This window comes from Colwellia psychrerythraea, from assembly GCF_000764185.1.
Classification (GTDB): domain Bacteria; phylum Pseudomonadota; class Gammaproteobacteria; order Enterobacterales; family Alteromonadaceae; genus Colwellia; species Colwellia psychrerythraea_B.
On sequence record NZ_JQEC01000039.1, the window covers coordinates 165272 to 189438 of the forward strand.

At 37.3% G+C, this 24167-nt stretch carries 18 protein-coding genes; 13 read left to right on the top strand and 5 right to left on the bottom strand.

The features are described 5' to 3' along the window. Positions 1–49: 49 nt before the first annotated feature. The 5 genes from gcvT (at position 50) to GAB14E_RS09420 (ending at position 8005) form a co-directional block, all read left to right on the top strand. Entirely contained in the window at positions 50–1138 is a 1089-nt protein-coding gene (gcvT, locus tag GAB14E_RS09435; RefSeq protein WP_033082773.1) for a glycine cleavage system aminomethyltransferase GcvT, read from the top strand. A 244-nt stretch (positions 1139–1382) separates the two neighbouring features. Continuing rightward, a complete protein-coding gene (gcvH, locus tag GAB14E_RS09430) occupies positions 1383–1772 on the top strand; it encodes a glycine cleavage system protein GcvH (RefSeq protein WP_033082774.1) in 390 nt (129 codons plus the stop codon). Between the two features lie 281 nt (positions 1773–2053). Continuing rightward, entirely contained in the window at positions 2054–4951 is a 2898-nt protein-coding gene (gene gcvP, locus GAB14E_RS09425; RefSeq protein WP_033082775.1) for an aminomethyl-transferring glycine dehydrogenase, read from the top strand. Between the two features lie 88 nt (positions 4952–5039). Then, entirely contained in the window at positions 5040–6299 is a 1260-nt protein-coding gene (locus GAB14E_RS0123110) for a DUF3644 domain-containing protein (protein WP_197061211.1), read from the top strand. A 1388-nt stretch (positions 6300–7687) separates the two neighbouring features. Next, a complete protein-coding gene (locus tag GAB14E_RS09420; protein WP_052093755.1) occupies positions 7688–8005 on the top strand; it encodes a DUF4389 domain-containing protein in 318 nt (105 codons plus the stop codon). 198 nt (positions 8006–8203) lie between these two features. Here the strand turns inward: GAB14E_RS09420 and GAB14E_RS09415 are convergent, their stop codons facing one another. Both GAB14E_RS09415 and GAB14E_RS09410 read right to left on the bottom strand, forming a co-directional pair. Continuing rightward, positions 8204–9052: a GNAT family N-acetyltransferase gene (locus tag GAB14E_RS09415; protein WP_033082776.1), complete on the bottom strand. Its 849-nt coding sequence runs from the start codon at positions 9050–9052 to the stop codon at positions 8204–8206. Between the two features lie 263 nt (positions 9053–9315). Further along, on the bottom strand, positions 9316–9606 hold the full coding sequence (locus tag GAB14E_RS09410; protein ID WP_033082777.1) for a hypothetical protein: 291 nt from the start codon (positions 9604–9606) through the stop codon (positions 9316–9318). A 272-nt stretch (positions 9607–9878) separates the two neighbouring features. Between GAB14E_RS09410 and GAB14E_RS09405 the strand changes: the two genes are divergently transcribed. From GAB14E_RS09405 to GAB14E_RS09385, 6 genes are all read left to right on the top strand, one after another. Continuing rightward, entirely contained in the window at positions 9879–10700 is an 822-nt protein-coding gene (locus GAB14E_RS09405; protein WP_033082778.1) for a hypothetical protein, read from the top strand. Between the two features lie 362 nt (positions 10701–11062). Beyond that, positions 11063–11896, top strand: a complete 834-nt coding sequence (locus tag GAB14E_RS09400) for a hypothetical protein (protein ID WP_033082779.1) — start codon at positions 11063–11065, stop codon at positions 11894–11896. Positions 11897–12364: 468 nt separating this feature from the next. Then, entirely contained in the window at positions 12365–12697 is a 333-nt protein-coding gene (locus GAB14E_RS09395) for a hypothetical protein (protein WP_033082780.1), read from the top strand. 900 nt (positions 12698–13597) lie between these two features. Beyond that, a complete protein-coding gene (locus tag GAB14E_RS09390; protein WP_033082781.1) occupies positions 13598–14002 on the top strand; it encodes a hypothetical protein in 405 nt (134 codons plus the stop codon). Between the two features lie 785 nt (positions 14003–14787). Beyond that, the gene (locus GAB14E_RS0123115; RefSeq protein WP_052093756.1) at positions 14788–15207 is read left to right on the top strand and encodes a hypothetical protein; all 420 of its coding nucleotides are present in this window, start codon (positions 14788–14790) and stop codon (positions 15205–15207) included. 789 nt (positions 15208–15996) lie between these two features. Beyond that, complete coding sequence (locus tag GAB14E_RS09385) at positions 15997–16326, top strand: VF530 family protein (RefSeq protein ID WP_033082782.1); 330 nt, start codon at positions 15997–15999, stop codon at positions 16324–16326. Between the two features lie 232 nt (positions 16327–16558). Here the strand turns inward: GAB14E_RS09385 and GAB14E_RS09380 are convergent, their stop codons facing one another. The 3 genes from GAB14E_RS09380 to GAB14E_RS09370 form a co-directional block, all read right to left on the bottom strand. Continuing rightward, a complete protein-coding gene (locus GAB14E_RS09380; RefSeq protein ID WP_033082783.1) occupies positions 16559–17785 on the bottom strand; it encodes a DEAD/DEAH box helicase in 1227 nt (408 codons plus the stop codon). A 516-nt stretch (positions 17786–18301) separates the two neighbouring features. After that, a complete protein-coding gene (locus tag GAB14E_RS09375; protein WP_052093757.1) occupies positions 18302–19954 on the bottom strand; it encodes an alpha/beta fold hydrolase in 1653 nt (550 codons plus the stop codon). A 393-nt stretch (positions 19955–20347) separates the two neighbouring features. Beyond that, complete coding sequence (locus GAB14E_RS09370) at positions 20348–20818, bottom strand: hypothetical protein (RefSeq protein WP_033082785.1); 471 nt, start codon at positions 20816–20818, stop codon at positions 20348–20350. 645 nt (positions 20819–21463) lie between these two features. Here GAB14E_RS09370 and GAB14E_RS09365 point away from each other — a divergent pair. Both GAB14E_RS09365 and GAB14E_RS09360 read left to right on the top strand, forming a co-directional pair. Further along, the gene (locus tag GAB14E_RS09365) at positions 21464–22570 is read left to right on the top strand and encodes a retropepsin-like aspartic protease family protein (RefSeq protein WP_197061213.1); all 1107 of its coding nucleotides are present in this window, start codon (positions 21464–21466) and stop codon (positions 22568–22570) included. A gap of 430 nt (positions 22571–23000) precedes the next feature. Then, the gene (locus GAB14E_RS09360; RefSeq protein WP_033082787.1) at positions 23001–24074 is read left to right on the top strand and encodes a hypothetical protein; all 1074 of its coding nucleotides are present in this window, start codon (positions 23001–23003) and stop codon (positions 24072–24074) included. The last annotated feature ends 93 nt before the right edge of the window (positions 24075–24167 follow it).

Consider the following 24167-nt stretch of genomic DNA (forward strand, 5'->3'; position numbering starts at 1 on the left):
ATAATTAGCCAACTTTGATAATTCCTTTTGATAACTCTTAGGTACACACATGACGAATAAAACAGTATTACATGCCAAGCACTTAGCTTCAGGCGCAAAAATGGTTGATTTTTATGGCTGGGAAATGCCAATTAACTATGGCTCTCAAATTGAAGAGCACCATGCAGTAAGAACTGATGCGGGTATGTTTGATGTATCACATATGACTATTGTTGATGTGCAAGGTACTGACGCCAAAGTGTTTTTACGTCGTTTAGTGATTAATGACGTTGCTAAATTAACCGTACCAGGTAAAGCGTTATACACAGGTATGTTAAACGAAGCAGGCGGCGTGATTGATGATTTGATCATCTACTTTTTCTCAGACACTAACTACCGTTTAGTCGTTAACTCTGCAACACGTGAAAAAGATCTTGCTTGGATGACTAAGCAAGCTGCTGGTTTTGATATTACCATTACTGAGCGTCCTGAGTATGGCATGATTGCCGTACAAGGCCCAGAAGCTATCGCTAAAGTTGGCACTTTACTTTCTGCTGAAGAGCGTGCTGCTGTTGAAGGCATGAAGCCCTTCTTTGGTGTACAAATTGGCGATTTATTTATCGCAACTACCGGTTACACCGGTGAAAATGGCTACGAAATTATCGTTCCAGAAACTGCGGCAGAAGATTTCTGGCAAAAATTACTAGACGCAGGCGTAGCGCCATGTGGTTTAGGTGCTCGTGATACTTTACGTTTAGAAGCCGGCATGAACCTTTATGGTTTAGATATGGACGAAACAGTTTCGCCAATCGCGGCTAACATGGCATGGACCATTAGTTGGGAACCTACAGACCGTGATTTTATCGGCCGTGATGTATTAACTGCCCAAAAAGCTGCTGGCGACCAACCTAAATTAGTTGGTCTAGTATTGGAAGAGAAAGGCGTACTTCGTTCACATCAAGTGGTTGTTACTGAATTTGGTAATGGTGAAATCACTTCTGGTACTTTCTCACCAACATTAGGTCACAGTGTTGCTTTAGCACGTGTACCACGTAGCGTAAAAGTGGGTGATGTAGTAGAAGTTGAAATGCGTAAGAAATTAGTTAAAGTTACTGTAACTAAGCCTAGCTTTGTACGTAACGGCAAAAAAGTATTCTAATTCGTCATACTTGGAATTAAAGCGGCATCGTCATTCGTCCTATTACTTAGCAAACTTATATTAGTTAAGTTCAAGGGCTCACAACTCGACGGCTTTGTTGTAATTCCAATTATTTAGAATTTATATTATTATCTAGCGGCTTTTGTGCTATATAAATTACAGAAATTTAATCTATTGATCTAATCAAGTAATTGATCAATTAACTAATCAACTTACTAATAAAGTAAGAATAGGAAAAATAAAAATGAGCAACATTCCTTCAGAATTAAAATATGCAACATCTCACGAGTGGGTTCGCCTTGAAAGTGACGGTACTGCAACTATCGGTATTACTGAACATGCACAAGGCCTTTTAGGTGACATGGTATTTGTTGAATTACCAGATGTTGATGATTCAGTAAGTGTTGGCGATGATGTAGCTGTTGCAGAATCTGTAAAAGCGGCTTCAGATATCTACGCACCTGTTTCAGGTACTGTGGTTGAAATCAACGAAGAACTTGAAGATACACCAGAGTTAGTTAACTCAGATGCTTTTGGTGGCGGTTGGTTATTTAAAGTGAAACTTGACGATGCAAGTGAGTTAGAAAACTTACTTGATGCTGCAGGTTACGCTTCTTCTATCGACGAAGACTAATTTTCAGTCACATTCAGCATTTATGCTGCGTTGCCTTTGTTATTCGTTTCCATCGCTTAGTGTACTAAGCTCAGTAAACTCATAACTTCAGCGCCTTGCCTAAAAGCCGACTGTTTATGAAAATGATTATTTAGCTTTACTGTTCAGTGTTAGACAAAACTGCCTAAACATTGATTAGCATAGCTAAAATAGTTATCTAATATTAAGCCTCTTTCTTCTATTAAGAACATGAGGCTTTCTTTTATTTTGTATTTAGTAAATTTTATTTAAGTGAAACTGTTATGACTTCAAAAGTAATTGTTAACTCATTAACTGAGTTAGAGCAAACGCAAGACTTCATCCGTCGCCACATTGGCCCTAATGAATCACAAACTCAAGCTATGTTAAATGACATAGGTGCAGAGTCGGTTGATGCCTTAATTGATGAAATCGTGCCGAGTGATATTCGCCTTGCTGATTTGCCAAACATCGAAGAAAGTAAAACAGAAGTTCAAGCATTAGCTGATTTAAAAGCCGTTGCCAGCTTAAATAAAGTGAACGATACTTACATTGGTTTAGGTTACTACGGTACCTTAACGCCAAACGTTATTTTACGTAACGTGTTAGAAAATCCAGGTTGGTATACAGCGTATACGCCGTATCAACCAGAAATTGCCCAAGGTCGTTTAGAGTCATTATTAAACTTCCAACAAATGTGTATCGACCTTACTGGTCTAGAGCTAGCTTCAGCGTCATTATTAGATGAATCTACAGCTGCAGCAGAAGCCATGGCATTAGCCAAACGTGTTTCTAAAAACAAAAAATCAAACTTATTCTTTATCTCAGATGATGTTTTCCCACAAACAATTGACGTTGTTAAGCAACGTGCACAAATGTTTAATTTTGACATTATCGTTGCTCCTGCGGCAGAGGCAGCAGATCACGATGTTTTCGGCGCCCTTATCCAATACCCTGGTGCAAGCGGTGAAGTCACTGATATCAGCGACTTAATTGCTAAACTTCATGAGAAAAAAGCTATCGTTGCGGTTGCTGCTGACATCATGAGCTTAGTATTATTAAAGTCTCCGGGTGAATTAGGCGCAGATGCAGTTATTGGTTCAACACAACGTTTTGGTGTACCAATGGGATACGGCGGTCCACACGCGGCATTCTTCACCACATCTGAAAAGTACAAACGCTCATTACCAGGTCGTATTATCGGTGTTTCAAAAGATACACGTGATAACAACGCACTACGTATGGCTATGCAAACACGTGAGCAACATATACGTCGTGAAAAAGCCAACTCAAACATTTGTACAGCGCAAGTATTACTAGCCAACATGGCAGCGTTCTACGCGGTGTACCACGGTCCTCAAGGTTTAAAAACTATTGCTAACCGTATTCATCGTTTAACTGACATTTTATGTTTAGGTACAGCAAGCAAAGGCTTAATTGCTAAGCATGCTAACTACTTCGATACACTTACATTCAAGTTAGCTAACAAAGATGAAGTGGTAGCACGTGCATTAACTGCTGGTGTTAACTTCCGCACTGATGTTGCTGGTCAAATCTCTATCTCGTTAGATGAAACCACTACCCGTGACAACGTAGCACAACTTTTCGATATCTTATTAGGTGAAGGTCACGGTCTGGTTGTTAGTGATTTAGATGATGTTGTGATTGCATTAGATCATTCTTCAATTCCAGCGTCTTTAGTACGTGAGTCAGCAATATTAACTCACCCAGTATTTAACTCGTACCACAGCGAAACAGAAATGCTTCGTTATATCAAAAAACTTGAGAACAAAGATTTAGCATTGAACCATTCAATGATTTCTCTTGGCTCTTGTACCATGAAGTTAAATGCAACCGCGCAGATGATCCCAGTATCATGGCCTGAATTTGCAAACATGCATCCATTCGCGCCTGTTGATCAAGCACTTGGTTACAAGAAAATGATTGATGAACTAGCCGACTGGTTAGTAGAATTAACGGGTTACGACAAAATGTCTATGCAGCCTAACTCTGGTGCTCAAGGTGAGTACGCAGGTTTAATCGCAATTAACAAGTATCACGAAAGCCGTGGTGATTCACATCGTAACATTTGTTTAATCCCATCTTCAGCACATGGTACTAACCCAGCAACAGCGCAAATGGTTGGTTTTAAAGTTGTTGTAGTAGATTGTGACAAAGAAGGTAACGTTGACATGGCCGACTTAACAGCGAAAGCTGAAGAGTTAGCAGACAACCTTGCTTGTATCATGATCACTTACCCGTCTACGCACGGTGTATATGAAACAACAATTGCAGAAATTTGTAACATCATTCATAACAACGGTGGTCAAGTTTACCTTGATGGCGCGAACATGAATGCGCAAGTAGGTTTAACATCACCTGGCCATATCGGCGCAGATGTTTCTCACCTTAACTTGCACAAAACTTTCGCTATTCCACACGGTGGTGGCGGTCCAGGTATGGGGCCTATCGGCGTTAAAGCACATTTAGCACCATTTTTACCAGACCATGCGTTAATTAACGTTGGTGAAGAAACTAAAGGTAATGGCGCAGTATCAGCAGCTCCATACGGTAGTGCCGGTATTTTATGTATCTCTTACCTTTACGTTGCTCTTTTAGGTAAAAAAGGTGTTACTGATGCAAGTAAGTATGCAATCACTAACGCTAACTACATGGCAACTAAACTAAGCCAAAGCTACCCGTTGTTATACACAGGTAAAAATGGTCGTGTTGCGCACGAATGTATTATCGATTTACGTCCACTTAAAGTAACCTCAGGTATTACTGAAGTTGATATCGCAAAACGTTTAATTGATTACGGTTTCCATGCACCTACTATGTCGTTCCCTGTAGCGGGCACGTTCATGATTGAACCAACGGAATCAGAGTCTAAAGTTGAGCTTGACCGTTTCATCGAAGCAATGACCTGTATTCGTGATGAAGTACGTAAAGTTGAGTCAGGTGAATGGGCATTAAACGATAACCCATTACAGAATGCTCCACATACGCTTGCTGATATTACTGATACTTGGGATCGTGGTTACACAATTCAAGAAGCAGTATTCCCAGTACCGGCAGCAGCAGCTAACAAATTCTGGCCAACGGTTAACCGTATTGATGATGTATACGGGGATCGTAATTTGGTTTGTAGTTGTCCTCCAATTGAAAGTTATATGGACTAGTAACTGGTTGATATAGAATAATAAAAAGCGAGCTTAGGCTCGCTTTTTTGTTTTCTAAAGGTTATGTTTGTTATATCTAAACAGTAGAGTGAATGAGGGCAATGGAATGGTCAGGGTTAACAATCAAATTGAGTTAGCAGACGTTTTAAGAGAGTTTGAAACGAATAGATTAACTTTTTCAACAGACATGGTTTCTGAGCGAACTAGTTATCCTAAGAATACTATAAGTAAATACTTTAATGAAAAGTTGATTGGTAAATGCATATTTAAAGATACGGGAAGAAATAAATATATAGCAGAAGGTGTACTTGAGTTATCAAATGAACAATTTATAGATATGTTAAGGCAATCAGTAAAACCTAAGTTAATCACCCCAGAAAAAAGGCTACACGATAAACTCATAGAGAGAAGCCTTGACGGTTTTATTTTGGCTTTAGAGGTATATAACCGACCAAGCCTGAAGAATCGAGTTGAAGCCTTTACCATTATGATGGTTAATGCATGGGAGTTACTGTTAAAGGCTGAGTTACTTATCAGTAATGGTTATTCAGCTATTTTTTATAGTGAAGACAGAAGTATTTCTTTAAATGATGCTCTAAAGAAGCGGTTACAAGAAAATGATCCTGTTAGAAAGAATATAGAGAAGCTAATAGAACTTCGCGATCAAGCTATTCATCTTCTTATCCCTGAACTTCAGCCCCAGTTGTCGCGGTTATTTCAAGCGACAGTGATAAATTATCAAACACGCTATCGAAATGAAATGGGGAATGCTCCTCTTTCTGGACAAAGTGTAGGTATGTTGAGTTTGGTGATTGATGGTCCGGAAACTGAAATAGCTGTTATTCAAAAACAATACGGAGAGCTTACTGCGGAGGTTGTTGATAGGTTTATTAAATCTTTCACTGCATCATCAAAAGAATGTGATTCTAATGAGTTTTCAATTCCCATTGATTACAGGCTCGCATTAGTTAAACGGAAAGATAAAAGTGATGTGTCACTGACAGTTGGAGAGGAAGGAGATAAAGCAGTTATTATTCATAAAACTGTAGATTTAGATATATCCCATCCTTATCACACCAAGGAAGCTATAATTTTAATTAACGAAAATCAAAATATTGTTAATATTAAAACTGGCGCGTTTCAGGCTGTACTGCATAAGTATAAAGTGAAAGTGAGTAAGAAGTCTGACTTACACTATGATATAGATGGCAGACCTCGCTACTCGCAAAAATTTATAGATTGGTTTATTAAAAGCCTTAGCCAGCCTAATTGGTTAAAGCTTTCCAAAGCTAGTTATAAAGAGTTTTTGGGAACTACGAGGGAAAGTAAAAAAGCTGTTATTAGTTAGTTTAAATGATTTGTCGCGGTGGCGACGGCACCCAAGGGGCGTTACACGCCAAAAGCCCCTTGGAACCCCATGGCGCTGCTACATCAAACGTAATTCTACTTTCAGCATAATATCTTCGACGTAACAGCAATGAAGACACATCCATGTGCCACATTGCTTTTGCCATCATCCATGATGGCAATACGTGAATATTGTGCCTCACTTCGGCGTTTGAAGAAGCAGACAGGGCGCTTGTTGATCTTGTGTCATTTCTAACGAGTTAAAAATTTTATGCTCATTATTATCGTGGGTGATTACCAAACATTCCAAATCCCACCTCAGCAATTCAATCACCAACGAGCAAAGGTAGACCTCGACCCGAGACAGCAATAAAGGGGTCAGGTACACTTTAAATGACTTGTCGCGGTGGCGACGACACCCAAAGGGGGCTAAACGCCGAGACCCCTTTGGAAACCCCCGGCGCTGCTGCATCAAACGTAATCCTACATTCAGTACAATATCTTCGACGTAACAGCAATGAAGGCACATCCATGTGCCACATTGCTTTTGCCATCATCCATGATGGCAATACGTGAATATTGTGCTTCACTCCGGCGTTTGAACAAGCAGACTTAGCGCTTGCTGAGCTTGTATTTTAACTAATCAAAAGCTCTACTATTAGTTTGATGAAGCAGAGCATCCAAAATCTTCCAATCCCATCTCAGCGTTGAAAGTTTAATTTTGATCAGCAGTTAATCGATGACGGCCATGGATGGCCGGAACTGACGTCGCGCAGGGACGAGCATTCGTCAGGAATCGATAACGGCAAAAAATTTAACTTTCAGTTTTAGCTGAGCGGGCGCCACGGGGATTCCAAAGGGGCTTTTGGCGTGTAACGCCCCTTTGGGTGCAGTCGCCACCGCGACGTCAAACAGGGAATTAAACTCAAGCTAAAGTTGGATGTATCAAACAGAGTAAAACATTGGAGTTCGCCCATTGGGTGTGGTCGCCACCGCGACGTCAAGCAGGGAATTAAACTCAAGCTAAAGTTGGATGCATCAAACAGAGTAAAATATTGGAGTTCGCCCCTTTAGGTGTGGTCGCCATCGCGACGACAAACAGAGAAATAAACGCCAAGCCGTTCAATTAATCACATGAAAGATAAATAGTGTGCGATCTGGGGATTGAGAAGGGGAGCGGTGATCCCTATACGTTTACGTATGAACCTAAAAATCAACGACTTAATAAAAAACGTTAATTAGTCAAATAGACCGACAATTAGTTATTTTAACAAAAAGGTTAAAAGCAATAAAGTTTAACTTCATAAAAAACATAGAGTTAAATAGTTGGTTTTGTTTTTGCTTATAAGTAACTAGTCACAAAAAAATGAAGTTAATCAGAGGTATATAATGCGAGATATTAATTCTACAGAAACAAAAAATTGGAAAAGTACCAGCGTATGGATTCGAGGACTCTTTATGATACTTTTCGGTTTTATCGGTGGTTTCGCCCGTTTTATGGTTACCTTAATTGCAGTATTTCAATTTTTCTCGTTATTAATAACAGGTAACCCCAATGCAGCTTTAAAACTATTTGGTCAAAGTTTAAATAACTATATTTACCAAATTAATGATTTTTTAACGGTAAACTCAGATAGATACCCTTTCCCGTTAAGCGGTTGGCCTGATGATAAGTCAGCTTATAAATACTCTTCAAGAGATTTATAACAGGAATGTCATTAAATGGGGTCAGTGCCGATTTATAATTAGAATAAATCGGTCGTGTACACAGTGAGAATAAAGTGTAACTGCCTCTAATTATTTACTCATTATTTCAAGACTGAATTAGGATTGCTCAGTGGTAAAAATGCCTACTAGATCAATCTTTAAACAGTTTCAATGTCGGATAGCTTCCGTCAGAGGAAATTATCCTAACTCAAAGGTAGTGATACCAAAGATTTTTTCATTACAAATATCAGGTAGGCCTTTTTGGTACATTCTTGCAGTGGCAAAGATAACAGTCATACCGATCGATTCGGCAAGGTTAACAGCATCATTATTGTTTTCAGGTACATCTAGCAAGACACTCTCCCCAGAAATATCATTTTGTAGAGCAGTTAGTAATTGCTTGGCTATATCAATATTATCCGCAAATAAAGGGCCTATTTTGTAGCCTTCACTACATTGACGCCTGACAGCAAAACCTTGAATTTTACCGTTAGATTTAAATAATACTGACTTGCCGTTCGCTTGAGTTACCCAAGCCTTAATAAAGTTATCTCTTGGAGCAGGAAAACATTGTCTGTCATAAGTGAGGAGCTGAGGCATATCATCAGCAGTTATGCTGCTAATACTTGTTGAGTCGTAGACTGTAGCAGAGGCAGTAAACTGATAGCGCTTATTTTGATAAAAGGGTAAATAACCAATACGCTGATATATTTCAACGTTCTCTAATACGCCATCAATGCCTATATTACGGTTTGCACAATAGTTAAGCCGATGCTTGGTAAGCTCAAGTCCATAACCTTTGCCACGATGTTCAGGGGCAACAATATAGAGGCCACAAAAAGCAAAGCTGTTGTCATACACAACCGCACTGCCCACAGCTACTAGCTTACCCTCAACTTCTCCAGCAAAAAAGCCGTTAGGATCTGCTTGGTAAAATAGTTCAGCGTCATTGATACCAGGGTTCCAGCCTTCTTGTTTTGCCCACTCAAGGGCAATAGCAACTTCATCTTGGCGCATAGTGCGAATGTTTAGCTTTGAACTTGGCATTTGTTATCCCTTAGTGCTTTTTACAGTATACTAAACAATAAGTTATAGTAAGGCAATACAGCTTGTTGCGTCGGTAAAAGGGGGAAGTGATAGATAAAAAGTAATAAATAGGGGCAGAGCAGATAGGGGAGAGCAGAATTAGAATAAATCGGTCGGGTACGCATTAAGTATAAAGTGTATCTGACCCTAATTATTTTCCTTTGGGCGTAGTCGCCACCGCGATGCCAAGCAGGGAACCAAATTCCCTGCTCAATTATGAAAGGTTATTTTACTGTAATACAAGCAGAAAAATTGAAGGTGTTTTCAGTTTCTGTTTCTAAATTATCAGCAAAATAAATCCTATACTTCCCCGTTTTCTTAAAAATAGTTTGTTCTGTTTTCACACCATCCAACCAAGTAAACCCAGTTGTATTGATTATAGGTAAACTTAGTAAATTAATTTGCATAAAATCTTTCTGTGGCATCATCAATATATTTGATTCAGCGTTTTGAATGATAAACCACTGTTCGTTAGGGTCTACAATAGCTAGATTTTTAGATCTAATTGTTGGCAAGTTAATTTTGATTACATCTTTTTGTGTTAACTCTTTTGGACTAGCAACAAAAATTTCTGTTGTACTATTCTCGCCTAATGCTGTCGCATTTATTCTGATAGTGTGTGCGGATAATACTGAAGAGTTTTTTTGTCAATAAATTTTACACGGAATATTGAATTTTATAAAAAGACAATTAAAACTTAATTAAGTTACTGTAATTAAAGGGGTTAAGTTACTTGGTGTAAAATGTGCAATGATCCCGTTTTTGTATTCAATAATGGAATAATGTAATGCTAAAAACGAATAAAATAAAGTTGTTATCTTATAAAGGGTTGTTCACTATAGCCGCAACGTGTGTAATGAGCTTTTCAGTACAAGCAAACTTAATGACTGGCTATCTAACACTTGTTGATACTACAACTGCCGAATGTTCTTCTTATTGTACCAATTATAGCTCTACTTTTGATGGCGGTGAAATGCAAGCCTCAGCCGAGTCTACAATTAATGGAAGTGGTTCATCAGCTAGTGCATTGTCAGACTTAACTGGTAGCACCTATTTGCCAAATTTAAAAGTCAAGTCAACTGCTTCTGCTAATTATTCAGGAGTAGCTAATGCTTATGCTGTACAAAGGTATAAATATACAGGACCTAGCTATAAAACCATTAGCATAAATCTTAATTTACATGGTTCAAGTATGGAAAATACAGCTAATGATGAAACTTATATTAGCTCTAATACCGGCATAGTTATGGGCGCAGAGCTTGATTATTACCCAAATTTTGACCTCCTATATGAATTAGGTACTGAGTTTGCTGCTGTTGCAAGTATGAGAATTAGAAATGGCATTGATGTAAATGAAGCTGGTGTATTAAATTTTGATGTTAACCCAGGTGATATTTTTTTTGTAATTTCAGATATGAAGGCAACTGCACAAGATGGTTATTCTGATGCATGGAATACTTTAACTATGAATTTTACAGACCCAACTAATTTAGTTGCTGCTAGCGCCCCTACAGGTCCTGTACCAAGCATTCCAGAACCCAAAATAATTTTATTATTTGTTTTTGCTCTATTTAGTTTAAATATGCGTCGCCTTAACAAGGCTAAGTGACTTATCATTATGGTTAAGTTTGATAAGGAGTCTTTATTGTGACTGGTATAGTAAAAATCGCTGCAGTCAACAAATTCTAACCAACGGTTAACCCTATTGATGATGTATACGGGGATCGTAATTTGGTTTGTAATTGTCCTTCAATTGAAAGTTATATGGACTAATTTTTTGATGATCACTAGTTGATATAAACTAATAAAAAGCGAGCTTAGGCTCGTTTTTTTTGTTTTAGTTTATCCTCGTGACTTTATTGTAGATATCCCCTGTTTTAATTTGTCATAAAGTTTACAAACATCTGGTAAGAGAAATACTTATAGGGTAACTTTGGCTTGCCAATTTGGCTTTTTATAAAGGATTATAAAATGAAAAATATACTTAAACTTTCACTTTGTGCATTGTTAACAAGCAGTGCGCTTTATGCTCAAGCAGCCGATACACTTTACGGGAGTGAGTTTTTAACTAGCACACCAAGCTCGTTCTCTTTTCCTACCTTAGATTTATCTCAGCCGACATACGCGAGTATGCATGTTACAGATATCGTAACCGGCAGTATGGGTAATCAAAAAATAATTGAAAAACTCACATTGCAATTTAACAATGCTAGTACCCTTGATGTAACTAATTTTAGAAACGTTAACGGTTATTATATTGCAGTAGTTGAAGATGCATGGGTTTTTAGAAAATTATTGGTGATTGTTGAAAACGTAAATTTCGACCAGCCCGACAATTTTACCGTCAGATTAAAAGTTGTTGAATATACTTCAAATATTGATGAATTAACATTTGCAGGAGGAACAGAACTGGCGGTAATCCATGGGAATCTAATAGATAAAACACCAAAAAAGCTTGTGGATAAAGCAACTTTAAACGTTAACGGAAAAGAACTGATTCTCTCCTTAAAAGATAGAATAGGTCATTACAGCCCTGATCCTCTAAATATGCCTATTCCGGGCTATGAACATGGTTTTGAAATTGAAGCGACTTGGATGGGACATGGTACAAAAACATTCTTTTTGCCACTACCCAATAATGGTAGTCAAACTAATAATATAACTCCTATCAGGCTTAATATTGAAGAAATCAATGATCCGAATGGAACAATAATAATTCTGTCTGTTGAATATAAAGATTCATATGGTGGCTCTTTTAGCTCATCTCAGCATTTATTGAATGATATTTTAGTACAAGTATTTTAATATCACTAATCACATTTTAATTTAATAACCCCCGCTTTAACACAAAAGCCAGTTAGTGTTTTTACTGGCTTTTTACATGCGAATTTTAACAAGTAATCGCTATATTAACCTTAACAAGTTATTAGGCCATCCTAATAACTTGTTCTTAAAAAATAGAGCTTTAAACAAAAAAGCGAAGAAGAAGAGGTTCGATTTTTTGTGGCTGTAATGATCACTTTGTGCGCATTGCCGACATTAGCTTCAAGTGTTTTTGCAATATAATTTCTAATGTTTTTATGATACTACTGGGAATTCTCAGTAATATCCATCGAGCACTCAATTAATCACGTTAAGTTGTTAAAACAACTAAAAAAACAGAACTAATCCCTTGAGGTTAAGAGGGGGTGGTATACTTCAAAGAAATCGAGTAGATGGGAGTTTCTGAGCCGTCTACATAATATACTGTTTTATTTATACATAAGGATAAATATGAAAATCAAAATATACTCTGGAGTTATACTCCTTTTGTTGATCATCTCGAGTTACTCATTGCATGCTAGAAATTGGACTTCTGGTTACACAATTACAAAAGTATATGATCAAAGGCCTTATAAAGCACAACTTGACATTGATATATCTCCTAAGCTACATGAATGTACCACTCTATCATTTGTTATAGGAGAAGGCGGACTCACTGATGACCACCTAAATAGAATACTTAGTGTGTCATTAGTAGCACTTACTACAGGTAAACAAGTAGGCGGACTTTGGGCTGATGTAGCAGACAAATGCATCGCAACTAATATACATATTTCCAAATAAATATAACAAGTAATTCTACAGAATACGCAAATGTTAGCCATCGCTTCGCGATTATTGTCAACGTTAATTAGGATTATCGATACAAAACCTAATCCAAATATACTATTTCATATAAATGGCTAATGTCAGCAATGTGGTAGAAGTGAGCCTTAGCTTTTACCCAATGGATAGTTAAAAATACTTCAGTGAAATAAATAGGTGTAGAGTAAATTTAAATGACTTTTCGCGGTGGCGACGACACGCAAAAGAGAAGGGGCCTTCACGCGCTACACCTAAGTTAAGTCTTTTGGAATTCCTCGGCGCTGCTAAATCAAACGTAATCTCACATTCAGCATAATATCTTCGTCGTACAGCAGTGAAGGCACATCAGGAGCATATTGTCCTGACGTCGAGGGCTGCCGTTGTTCAGGGATGACTTATATTATGAGCTTAGCGGCAGGAGTTATGGTTTACGCTAGTTGAAATTGAAAGCTGAATGTTCTGCTGAGTTGGGCGCTCTGAGGATTAAAAAGGGGGGAAGCGGAGCGGTCGTTCCTCTTTTCGTGCCGTCGCCACCGAGACGCCATAGTGGCGATACCCTTATTAACATTTTGTAATGGTCAATTAAAACTGGAGATCTTAAGACACTCATTTTCAATGCATTATATTTCTGGTGTGGTACCTAGCAAAACCTAGGAAGGCCAAACATCTAAAATCGTTACATTCTTCTCATCTTTTAAAATCCATTGTATTCATTAATACCTATATAGCTTGTTACGTTATGTTACAAGTAGTTACCTTTAGTTGTTTGACAGTTTATCTTATATGTGTTGAAAGTTTATTGTGGCTATGTTAAAAGATTAGTTAGTCGATTGTTTTTTAAGCACACTATAACAAAACCAAAATATGGGAAAATGCATAATGAATAAATCACCGTTAATAAAAGCCATACTACTTGTTACAATTTTTATTTTTATCTCTGTATCTCCTGTAAGAGCAAATGATTGTACTCTTGCAGTAGAATCAATAAATCAACTTATTATTAAAGCAAATTTTGCCCTTGACTCAAATGATTTTGACCAAGTCAGTGATATTGCTAGTGACCTAAAATATAATGCTCAATCTATTTTGAATGCTGCTGATAGCTGTGATTGTGATGATGCTTATTATACGGCTGAAGTTATATTAGAAAATGCTCAATCGGCTTATCTAGCTGATGATCTGAAGGAGTCGGTTGTCTTTATTCATTTACTGAAAAAAGGAGCAAATGCTGCAATGACACATGCTAAAAGTTGTGGAACGTTGGTCACTAAGGTAAATAATTAGAAAATAAATGGGCTCAGAGTCAATTTAAATGTTTTGTTGCAGTGGCAACTATATCTAGAAGCCAGAGTGAGACTACCTCCACTCTGGCTTCCTCCCTTTGGAATCCCTCGGCGCTGTTAACAAACGTATTCTTCAATTCACTCAAGTGTTATCGAAGTTCTTTCAAGTAAAGGCACTGATGGCACATCAGGACTATATGCTCCTGCATTGTCTTATAAGGTACATTCTGTCGTCATGTGCCGACAACGCTTTGTTCATCATCCATGATGAACATACGTGAACACTTTCTTTCATTTCAGGGTTTGTTTAAGCAGATCTGTTACTTTTAACTAATCAAAAACTTTACTATTAGTTTAATAAAACAGAGCATCCAAAATCTTCCAATCCCATCACAGCGTTGAAAGTTTAATTTTGATCAGCAGTTAATCGATGACAGCCATGGATGGCTGGAACTGACGTTGCGCATGGATGAGCATTCGTCAGGAATCGATAACTGCAAGAATTTAACTTTCAGTTTTAGCTGAGTGGGCGCCACGGGGATTCCAAAGGGGCTTTTGGCGTGTAACGCCCCTTTGGGTGTGGTCGCCACCGCGACGTCAAGCGGGGAATTAAACTCAAGCTAAAGTTGCATGCATCAAACAGAGTAAAACATTGGAGTTCGCCCCTTTGAATGGAGTCGCCACTGCGACATTAAGTAATGTTAAACTTTTTGATAATATTTAAGTTCTTTAGTTTTATACCGATACAGAGAAATAGTAAATAATCTTATTAGGGATAGAACAAAAATGGAATTACGTACAGAACAACTGCAAGCTACTATTGCGCCAGCATATCAGGAAAAAATTTCAGCTTCCGAACCGGCACCTATGAAGGTTTCCGCTGAAATAAATACATCCTCCTCAGAGCACTTAAAAACGGATCAAGTCACCATTTCAGAAGAAGCGCGTGAAAAAAGTACTAATGATAAAAATCAAGCAGCAATGAGAAAAATACTAGGGCAAGAAGAGGTTAGCGGGACTAATGGTGAAAAACAAAAGACAGTAGATGAAAAAATTGCTGAGTTGCAAGAAAAGATCGCCGAATTAATCGCAGAAATAGCTCAAGAGCGCAGAAATGGTGATGAAGAAAGGACGAAGAGCATGGAAGCCGAATTAGCTATGTTAAATGCGCAGCTACTACAATTAATTGAGAAAAAAATGGGATAGACTCTGTAACAAAATCTGTTACAGGCTCGATTTCAATATAATAAATGGGATAATAGTCAATTTAAATGTTTTGTTGCAGTGGCGACGATATCTATAAGCCAGAGTAAGACTACCTCCACTCTTTTTTCCTCTGGAATCTCCCAGCGCTGCTAACAAACGACTTCTTCAATTCACTAAAGTGTTATCGAAGCTCTTTAAAGTCAAGACGCTGATGACATATCTGGACAATATGCACCTGCATTGTCTAATAAGCTGCACCCATACAGAGTCATGATAAACATACGTGAACACTTTCATTCTTTTAGTGTTTGTTAAAGCAGACTTAGAGATTGTTGATGCTGTGGTTATCTTAACAAGCAAAGAGCTTTTGGTTGTTAGGCGGCTACTTGTTACCAAGTACTCCAAATCCCATCTCAGTGAATAAACCTCAATTTTGTAAAGTGTCAGTCAAGCTAAACCATGGATGGCGAAGACTGCCGCTTTTCATGGACGAATATCGGCAGGTATTGACTGTAAACACAAAACTGATGATTTATGCTTTCACTGAGTAGGGCGCTTTGGGGATTGAAAAGGAGAGCGGAGCGGTCGTTCCCCTTTTCGTATGGTCGCCACCGCGATGCCAAGCAGAGAATCAGACTCAATCAGAATTATAAAAAATGAAAGAGGCAGTTTCATACATTTCAACGTTTATTCAAGCAGGCTTGGTGCAGTTCTACCTGAGTTAAACGCATAAGTCTGTCAATATTTAGGAAACTTGTTACAATGCTGTTTTTTGATTTTAGGTAGACTATGAATAACAGTAATGATCCCCTACACGGCGTGAAACTTGAACAGATCCTCACCGAACTGGAGAAGAAAGTTGGTTGGGAGAAGATGGGGGAGTTACTTAATATTCGTTGTTTCATCAATAACCCGCGTCTTAAATCAAGTTTGAAATTTCTGCGTACAACCCCTTGGGCACGTAGTAGAGTTGAAATTTTATACCTAAAAACTTTTTGTAGTAAACATAAAGAAACGGGGAAATTAATCAGGGCGATACTCGCCCAGAGTAAAGCTGAAGCAGAAAAGACTTCCACCAAGCCAACTCCCTTTGTTTGGCCAACATCTAAAAATAAATAGACTTATGCCTCACTGAAGACATTAGTATTTGAAAAATTTTGTATGTTTTGATCTACATCGGACATGGCTTAACAATCACATTCCTATAGCAGGTTCCCGATAGCTGACGTTCCCCTTTTTGTGTAGTCGCCACCGCGACGCCAAGCAGGAGAAGAAAACTCCAAACTTATAAGTTAATCACTAACAAAAGTAACAATGATAGCTAGTTTCAAAGGACAATTGATGCTTGTCCTTATTTCCTCTTTGTTCTTGTTCTATTTGGTTTCTTACCTGTTTTTTTTACCTGTTTCTTTTTCTTGTCTTGTATAGGTGCTTTTGAGAATTCTTTATGGAAAGGCTGTTCTGTAACAACAGGAATAACTTGCCCTATGCTATTTTCAATATTGGTTAATTGCCTTATATCATTTTCTACAGCAAATGAAATGGCCATGCCACTTTTCCCAGCACGAGCTGTTCGTCCTATACGGTGTATGTAGTTTCTTGGATCTTCAGGAAGGTTATAGTTAATGACTAAGGTAATATTATTAACATCAATGCCACGAGCTGCAACATCTGTTGCAACTAATACTCTTAAAGTAGAGTTTTTAAAGTTTTGTAACGCTTCCTCTCTAACTGCCTGTGTTTTACCACTGTGAAGGCTAGCAGCAGTTATTGATGCATCTTCTAGTGCTTTAACAATAATGTCGGCGCCATACTTTGTTTTGCAAAAGATAAGCACTTTTTCATAGTCAGGTTTTGCTAGTATGTTAAATAGCGCAGCTACTTTATTAGATTTATCAAGCTGGTATACACTTTGATTAACTAAGTCGATAGTAACCATTTGTGCAGCAATTTGAATTTTTGTTGGCTCTGTTAATATGGCTGTCGCTAGTATCTCTATTTCAGCAGGCATAGTCGCTGAAAATAATAGTGTTTGTCGCTTCTTTGGCAGTTTAGATATGATGTTTTGCACATCGTTAAAGAAGCCCATATCAAGCATGGTATCTGCTTCATCTAATACAAATACTTCTAACGCCGCAAAATTTATATCGCCGGTTTCAATTAAATCCAATAACCTACCAGGGGTGGCCACTAAAATATCAAGTCCAAGTGCGATAGCGTCAACTTGAGCTTGTCTTCCTACACCACCATAAACAACCTTAGTTTTAAGCCCTAAACCATCAGAGTAGTCATCAATGTTTTGCATTATTTGCGAGGCAAGCTCACGTGTGGGCGTTAGTATGAGTGAACGTGTGCTCTTAACTTTGATATCAATTTTATTTCGGCCAAAATTATTGATAATAGGTAATGAAAAGGCCGCCGTTTTTCCTGTTCCCGTTTGCGCTATACCAAGAAGGTCATTGCCCTTAATAAGAACTGGGATACATTCTTTTTGGATTGGTGTGGGCTGTGTATAGCCTTTCAGACTAACTCGGTCAATAATTGACTCTAAAAGTGAAAATGCTTTAAATTCTGACATGCGGTCTCGGTATTCTTTAATCAATAGGCGGTTATTCTAACAGAATGCTTTAACATGTTTAAGGCGTATTCAAGATGGCTCTGTGTAAACTGAAATGTTTTGTCCTGATGGTGAAGATACCGAGAATAAAGATGGAAATTGCCTCCTCTATTGCTTATCCCTTTGGTGTCCGTAGGCGCTGCTAACAGACGATTTATTCAATGCACTCATGTGTTTTGAAGCTCTTTAAAGTCAAGGCGGTGATGGCACATCAGGACAATGTGTTCAGGAGAATGTGTTCAAGATAATATGCTCCTGCATTATCTAATAAGGTACTTCCTGTACGTACCGTCTGCATTCTTTAATAAGTCACATCCATGTGACGTTTGCATTGTCTAATAAGCTGCATCCATGCAGCGTTATGTGCCGATAGTGTTTTTTTACCATCATAATTAACTTTGCATTGACCACAAACATCTGTTTCACAACCAGTATTAATTATGAAAAAATTGTTTCGCAGGGCATACCTACGTTGTCCTAGTCTTTAATTGGTAACGTTAGCGTATTTTGTTGATCACCTTGATAGTTGATGTCTATATGATAAAAAGATGAGGATGGTTGGCTATAAAGTAAATCTACGGTATCAATGACTAGAGCAATATAATGTCCCGCAGGTACATCGTAGGCGGTAGCTCCTAGCTCTATATCAATCGCTATTTTTGAATGGGCAGATGCATCCACTAAAGTATAAGGTGCATGAGTGATAAGCCTTGCTGTGCCAGTAAAATCAACGTCATAAAGATATGCGACTAGCATTACGTCACTAGCACTTGGTGTAAGGTTAATGTGAATTTTAGGTATACCACGTAATGAAGTTTTCTCAGTTAACCAATCAGACTCCCATCGTATGGCATGAATGGTACTGATAAAATTCATATTGGATATAATGGGCAAATCAAGAAAATCTTCTGTGATATAAGAGAGTATTGGAATTCCTGAGGTGGCAAGAGTATCTAAACTACCATAAAAACGGTCTATTTTTGGCCACCATGGATGGTATGGTGAGGTTTTTATATCACCGTCACCGTCTAATTCTTTTTCATGTAAGTACCATGTGTTATCACTAACATTTGTTGACGGCCAATTTTCAAAAGTATCATAATCAGCAAACTTTACTTCCATTTCTACTTGCGGTTTGTCGATGACACCGTTATCTATATCTTTAAGCCAATAGTCGAACCAGTCATGAACATTACTCCATACATGATGCTCCGTATTACCCATTGCTAATACTTCTGCGATAGCATGTGTGCCTTGATTAAGGTCTAAATGTTTAGGCACAGACAGCGCATTAAAAAGTGATAAAACACTATTAGCTTGAAAAAGGTTATCACCAAAATTATTTGAAATATATATTGGCACCTGTCTTTGATTAAGCTGTTCAACATAAGTTAAAGGTGAACGTATATCGGCCCATTCGGTTATTTCATCAATACGTTCTTGCTTAAGTAATCCCAGATAATTTTGCGCAATTTCATCACTAGGGTTACCCGTTAAATACCCTAAACCCGTGAGTAAACCTCCCCAAATTAAGCGAGGTGTTTGTTGACCATATAGTGACTCGGTTAAGCTTCCCCATGTACTCATTGCTGCAACAGCTGCTATTCGGCTTTCACTAGCCGCACTGAGTAAACTAATGCCTGAGCCGTAAGAAATCCCAGCAATACCTATTCGTTCACTGTCAACATTGGTATTTGCTTCTAAGTAATCAATAACGGCTGAAACGTCATCAAGATCTTCAGGTCCAGCTGTTGATATTTGCCCCTCTGAATGACCAAAACCTCGTGTTTCATAGCTTAGTACGATGTAACCATTTTCAGCAAAAACTGCCGCTTCAGTAAGATATTCATATTCATTCATGCCCCAGCTATTAATAAAGATAATGGCTGGGTAATGTGCTTCTCCGGTAGTTGGTTGAAAAATATTGGCCTGCAATCTTATATTGTCATAGGCCGTGATGACAACGTCATCATCAGTGGTATAAAGATCTGACTTTTTAAATATTGGTTGGCCGACAATACCAGATAATAAGCCTGCCAAGTCAGTGGCATTTGATATAGCTGTTGTTAGTATCAGTAGTATAAATAGCAGCAGCTTTGTTATTTTTCTTGGGGGGGTAATCGTAATCATCAATAAATTCCTTGTTTTTTTTATAATATTAGGGAAGTAATGCACTATTTTATTGAGTGCTTTTTAAACATAGTAAAATTATTGATGATCAATATTTATCTTCTTTATCCTTATTATTTCCGCAATTGATAAGGTGTTTACCCCGTTATGGATATGCTTAAAATAAATAGGGGCGAGCCGTTTTATACTAAAAACAATGTTATTAGGGAAAACTTATAGCACGAGCTTAGCGGCAGGAATTGCGGTTTACGCTAGTTGACATTGCAAGCTGAATGTTCTGCTGCGTAGGACGCTTTGGGGATTTAAAAGTGGGAGCGGAGCGATCGTTGCTCTTTTTGTGTAGTCGTCACCGCGACGCCAAGCAATTTAGATAATCACTGAAAAATAATGAGTCTACTTAACAGTGATATGTGCAGAAAAATTAAAGGTGTTTTCTGGTTCTGTCTCTAAGTTATCCGCGAAGTAAACTTTATATTTACCTGCTTTTTCAAAAATAACTTGTTCACTCTTTTGACCATTTATCCAAATTGTACCTTTGGTATTTTTTATAGGGATCTCTAATACTTTCATCAATGAAAATTCTTCTTCGGGCATCATTAAAACACCAGCTTCAACACTTTGTATTATAAAAAACTGACCGTTAGAATCGACAATGGCTAAGTTTTTAGGTCTTAGCTTTGGTAAATTAATTGTTAGATCATCATTAATTGTTAACTCTGTGGGAGTAACAAAAAATTGGGTTGTATTATTATTTTCTAATGTTTCAGGTTGTGTAGTGCTACAGCTTATAGAAAGAAGTACCAAGAAGGATAATATGAGTTTTTTAAGTTTGATAGGACGTTTAGTATTTGATTGTTCTTTCATTGTAATCCATTATATTCAGCTATCCATACTGTCTTCATAGTAAAATAAAATCATGATGTTAGCTATGAAGTCACTTAGAATAGAAGTACCCACATTATTACTAGAAAAAAAATCGAATGTTGATGGTGTCCCTACAGATCTATGGGTGCTTTACAGAGCCCATTAATCCGTAATTTCGGTAGCGGCAATGAGTCGGGACTAGTGTAAGTTTTTTGTATAAACTTAATGGTGAATATCTTAGATGATTTCTATATTCTACTACTGATAGTGGCTTCAGGATAAAGAATATTAGCGTCGTTTTTTTTGCGAGAATATTAATCATATATAAGCTCAATGTTTTATAAGCGGGCTCTACCATCTTCTGAGATCCTCATTCATTCAGTGCTAATACCAATACACAAATTAAGTGATCATTTCTACTTGTTAAAATTAATAACTATTACGTTATTTATTTAGTAAGTAAAACAAATTATTAGTTACATAAATGCTTTGTTCTTATCATTTCTTCTACGTATAAAATAGATCACTTAATTAATGTAACTGGTATAAAGTAGGAAAACTAAAATTATTTGGATGGGCATTATGTGGAGATTGGTTTTTGTATTAATTTTATTTACTTCTGTTAGCTTAAATGTTTATTTTTTTATGAAATTAAATGTTCATGCTATTGAAAATACATTTCTACAGAGTAGCTTTCATCAAGAAAATGTTATTAAAACAACAAGAGTTTCAAAAAGAAATGTTGTTAATAATGCCGCTGAATTACAGGGATATAAACAAAATTTACTTGATAAAATTAAACAAGCACTCATTCAACAAGATTATTATTTAGCTAGTTTTTTAATTAATGGTTTAACCGATACAAATGAATTAGAGCAGTTAATAGTAATATGGTTACAAAATTCTACGGCGTTATTAGCTGCTCAGCAGTTTGTACCCCTTGATCATTCAATAAGTGCCTATTTAGAGTTTAAAGCGGATGATCAACGTTTTCTCTATTTACAAGTGGAGTCTGAACTAGCGCAAGGGCACTTATTAGTAGCTATAAAACATGCGTATGATATTCAACATCATGTGTTCACTGAAGCGAAAAAAGTGAATGTTATTAATGCTGCTAGAGAGCTAGTGCAAGAAGCTATAGCGCCGCTAATTAAGAATAACTTGTGGTTAGAGCTGAAAGAGTTAGTTGTAGAGATTAGTTTATATGACCAAGAATACCTTTACTTACAATGGGTGTTTGCCCAAGCACAATATCAGCTAGGTGAGCTTGAACTTGCACTTAATTCGCTTGAACCTTTATTGATGGAGCCTAATTTCCAAGTAAAAGCGCAAGCCTTGTATAACAAGATTGAATTATCATTACAAAAAACAGAAAGTATTGCTTTAAGTCGTCAAGGTGCGCATTTTATTGTGCAGGCGACCATTAACAATAACTTTAATGTTGCTTTAATGTTAGATACGGGGGCAAGCATCTCTTTATTATCTGAACAGGCCTTTGAACAATTAAACCAGTATTCAGAAGTCGTGTATGTTAAAGACTTAAGACTAAATACTGCTGGTGGCCAAGTGACAGCAAGCCTTTATCAAGTGGCAGAATTTGATTTGCAAGGCTATGTTTTACGACCGTTTGTTTTTGCCGTAAGCCCTTTTATGAGTGAAGGAAGTGATGGTTTGTTAGGTATGAACTATTTGTCTTCTTTTGATTTTCATATTGATCAAACGAATAATTTACTGATCTTAAAAAATAAATAATCAGCAGGCATTTAATTCACTTTGCTAACTTATACTGATTCCATTAAGTGGGTGATCTTTTTGTACGCAGGAAAAATAATTCAAGGGTAGGTGTTTGATTGCATCGATTCTCTTCCTGCCTTTGGAACCTATCGGAGCTGTTACATCAAACGTAATGATACCTTCAACACAATATCTTCGACGTTGCAGCAATGAAGGAAGATCAGGAGCATATGCATCCGGCATTCTCTAATCAGTCATATTCATGTGACGTCTGCATTGTCTAATAATGTACATTCAGGTATTACCATCATCCATGATGATAATACCTGAATGTTGAGCCTCACTACGGCGTTTGAATAAGCAAGCTTAGTGCTTGTTGATATTGTGGTTTTTTATTACCATAAGAGCATTTTAAAAAGGTTATCTTAGTTGCTCAAAGGACAATTGAATGAATAAATATGTATATATCGGCATAATTGTACCTGTCATATTATCATTTGTTTTTGTAGCTCAAAGATGGAGGTCGATTGTTCCCTTGCCTAAAAAATTTTCTGAGTATAATTTTCTTTCAGAAGGAGACGTGGCATCTGAAAGTTATGAGGTCGTTAAATTATTTGATACTTGGAAAGGACCTACTATTGTCGATGGCATTATTCACTTAGATGCTGTTATTTATGATTCAGAAAAGGAAATCGTGTTGTTTGAAACACACGTTATAGATTATGACAAAATTGATGATGAAGTAGAGGAAAAACTCCCGTACAGAGTATTCTTGAAAATTAGTAAAGATGGGATATTCAGTGACTCTATTACATTAGATTATTCTTCTTCATTGCATAATTCTGGAATCATTTATTATAACGATTGTTATATTGATTGGGCGAACAGCGGGGATAAGACTAAAAAGGACTATACCGACATTATCAGTGATGAAAATCTCACACTTCAACAATTAGACAACTTAATAAAAGGTGCTAGTGCATTTGATTTAGCCATTGACTATGATAATGACTTGACCAACCTTTACCTAAGGCATGAATCAGGTATAAAACTTATACAATCTAAAAAATTGTATAAAAATACAGAAGGGAGTTTTGGTCCAATAAGAATGCCTACCTTAAAGCCATACAAAGTCAGTTATACACCACGCTTTGAAGAAATACATTATGCTTATGAAAAGCCAAAAAACGGAGTGATGACAGACCTAACTTATTCTATTGACACTGAATATTTTATAAAGAATGAAAAGCACTCAAGCTCCTTAGGTGACTATAACAATACAAGGCGTGTAGGCTGGGACGGCATTGGTTATTTTAATTTGGAGCACAATTCAGAATTTATTAAGTTTAAGGGTTATGCCTTTAAAGAAAAACTTGATCGCCATTTGGTCTATTACCCCATTGGAAAAGATAAAAGCTTGGCCATTATTTATCTAAATAAAACCGCTTATGATCTTAGACCGTTCGAAAATACCGGAGTATATGTTATTCGACCTAAACAGGGACAGAATAACATTAATTGATTTTTCGCGGTGGCAACGATACCTAGAAGGAAGAGTGAGACTAACCCCACTCTTTCTTCCTCTGGAATCCCTTGGAACTGTTAACAACCGTAC

Coding starts and splice junctions, on each gene's coding strand:
- gcvT (WP_033082773.1), top strand. CDS start 50: ATGACGAATAAAACAGTATTACATGCCAAGCACTTAGCTTCAGGCGCA.
- gcvH (WP_033082774.1), top strand. CDS start 1,383: ATGAGCAACATTCCTTCAGAATTAAAATATGCAACATCTCACGAGTGG.
- gcvP (WP_033082775.1), top strand. CDS start 2,054: ATGACTTCAAAAGTAATTGTTAACTCATTAACTGAGTTAGAGCAAACG.
- GAB14E_RS09420 (WP_052093755.1), top strand. CDS start 7,688: ATGCGAGATATTAATTCTACAGAAACAAAAAATTGGAAAAGTACCAGC.
- GAB14E_RS09415 (WP_033082776.1), bottom strand. CDS start 9,052: ATGCCAAGTTCAAAGCTAAACATTCGCACTATGCGCCAAGATGAAGTT.
- GAB14E_RS09405 (WP_033082778.1), top strand. CDS start 9,879: ATGCTAAAAACGAATAAAATAAAGTTGTTATCTTATAAAGGGTTGTTC.
- GAB14E_RS09400 (WP_033082779.1), top strand. CDS start 11,063: ATGAAAAATATACTTAAACTTTCACTTTGTGCATTGTTAACAAGCAGT.
- GAB14E_RS09395 (WP_033082780.1), top strand. CDS start 12,365: ATGAAAATCAAAATATACTCTGGAGTTATACTCCTTTTGTTGATCATC.
- GAB14E_RS09390 (WP_033082781.1), top strand. CDS start 13,598: ATGAATAAATCACCGTTAATAAAAGCCATACTACTTGTTACAATTTTT.
- GAB14E_RS0123115 (WP_052093756.1), top strand. CDS start 14,788: ATGGAATTACGTACAGAACAACTGCAAGCTACTATTGCGCCAGCATAT.
- GAB14E_RS09385 (WP_033082782.1), top strand. CDS start 15,997: ATGAATAACAGTAATGATCCCCTACACGGCGTGAAACTTGAACAGATC.
- GAB14E_RS09380 (WP_033082783.1), bottom strand. CDS start 17,785: ATGTCAGAATTTAAAGCATTTTCACTTTTAGAGTCAATTATTGACCGA.
- GAB14E_RS09375 (WP_052093757.1), bottom strand. CDS start 19,954: ATGATTACGATTACCCCCCCAAGAAAAATAACAAAGCTGCTGCTATTT.
- GAB14E_RS09370 (WP_033082785.1), bottom strand. CDS start 20,818: ATGAAAGAACAATCAAATACTAAACGTCCTATCAAACTTAAAAAACTC.
- GAB14E_RS09365 (WP_197061213.1), top strand. CDS start 21,464: ATGAAATTAAATGTTCATGCTATTGAAAATACATTTCTACAGAGTAGC.
- GAB14E_RS09360 (WP_033082787.1), top strand. CDS start 23,001: ATGAATAAATATGTATATATCGGCATAATTGTACCTGTCATATTATCA.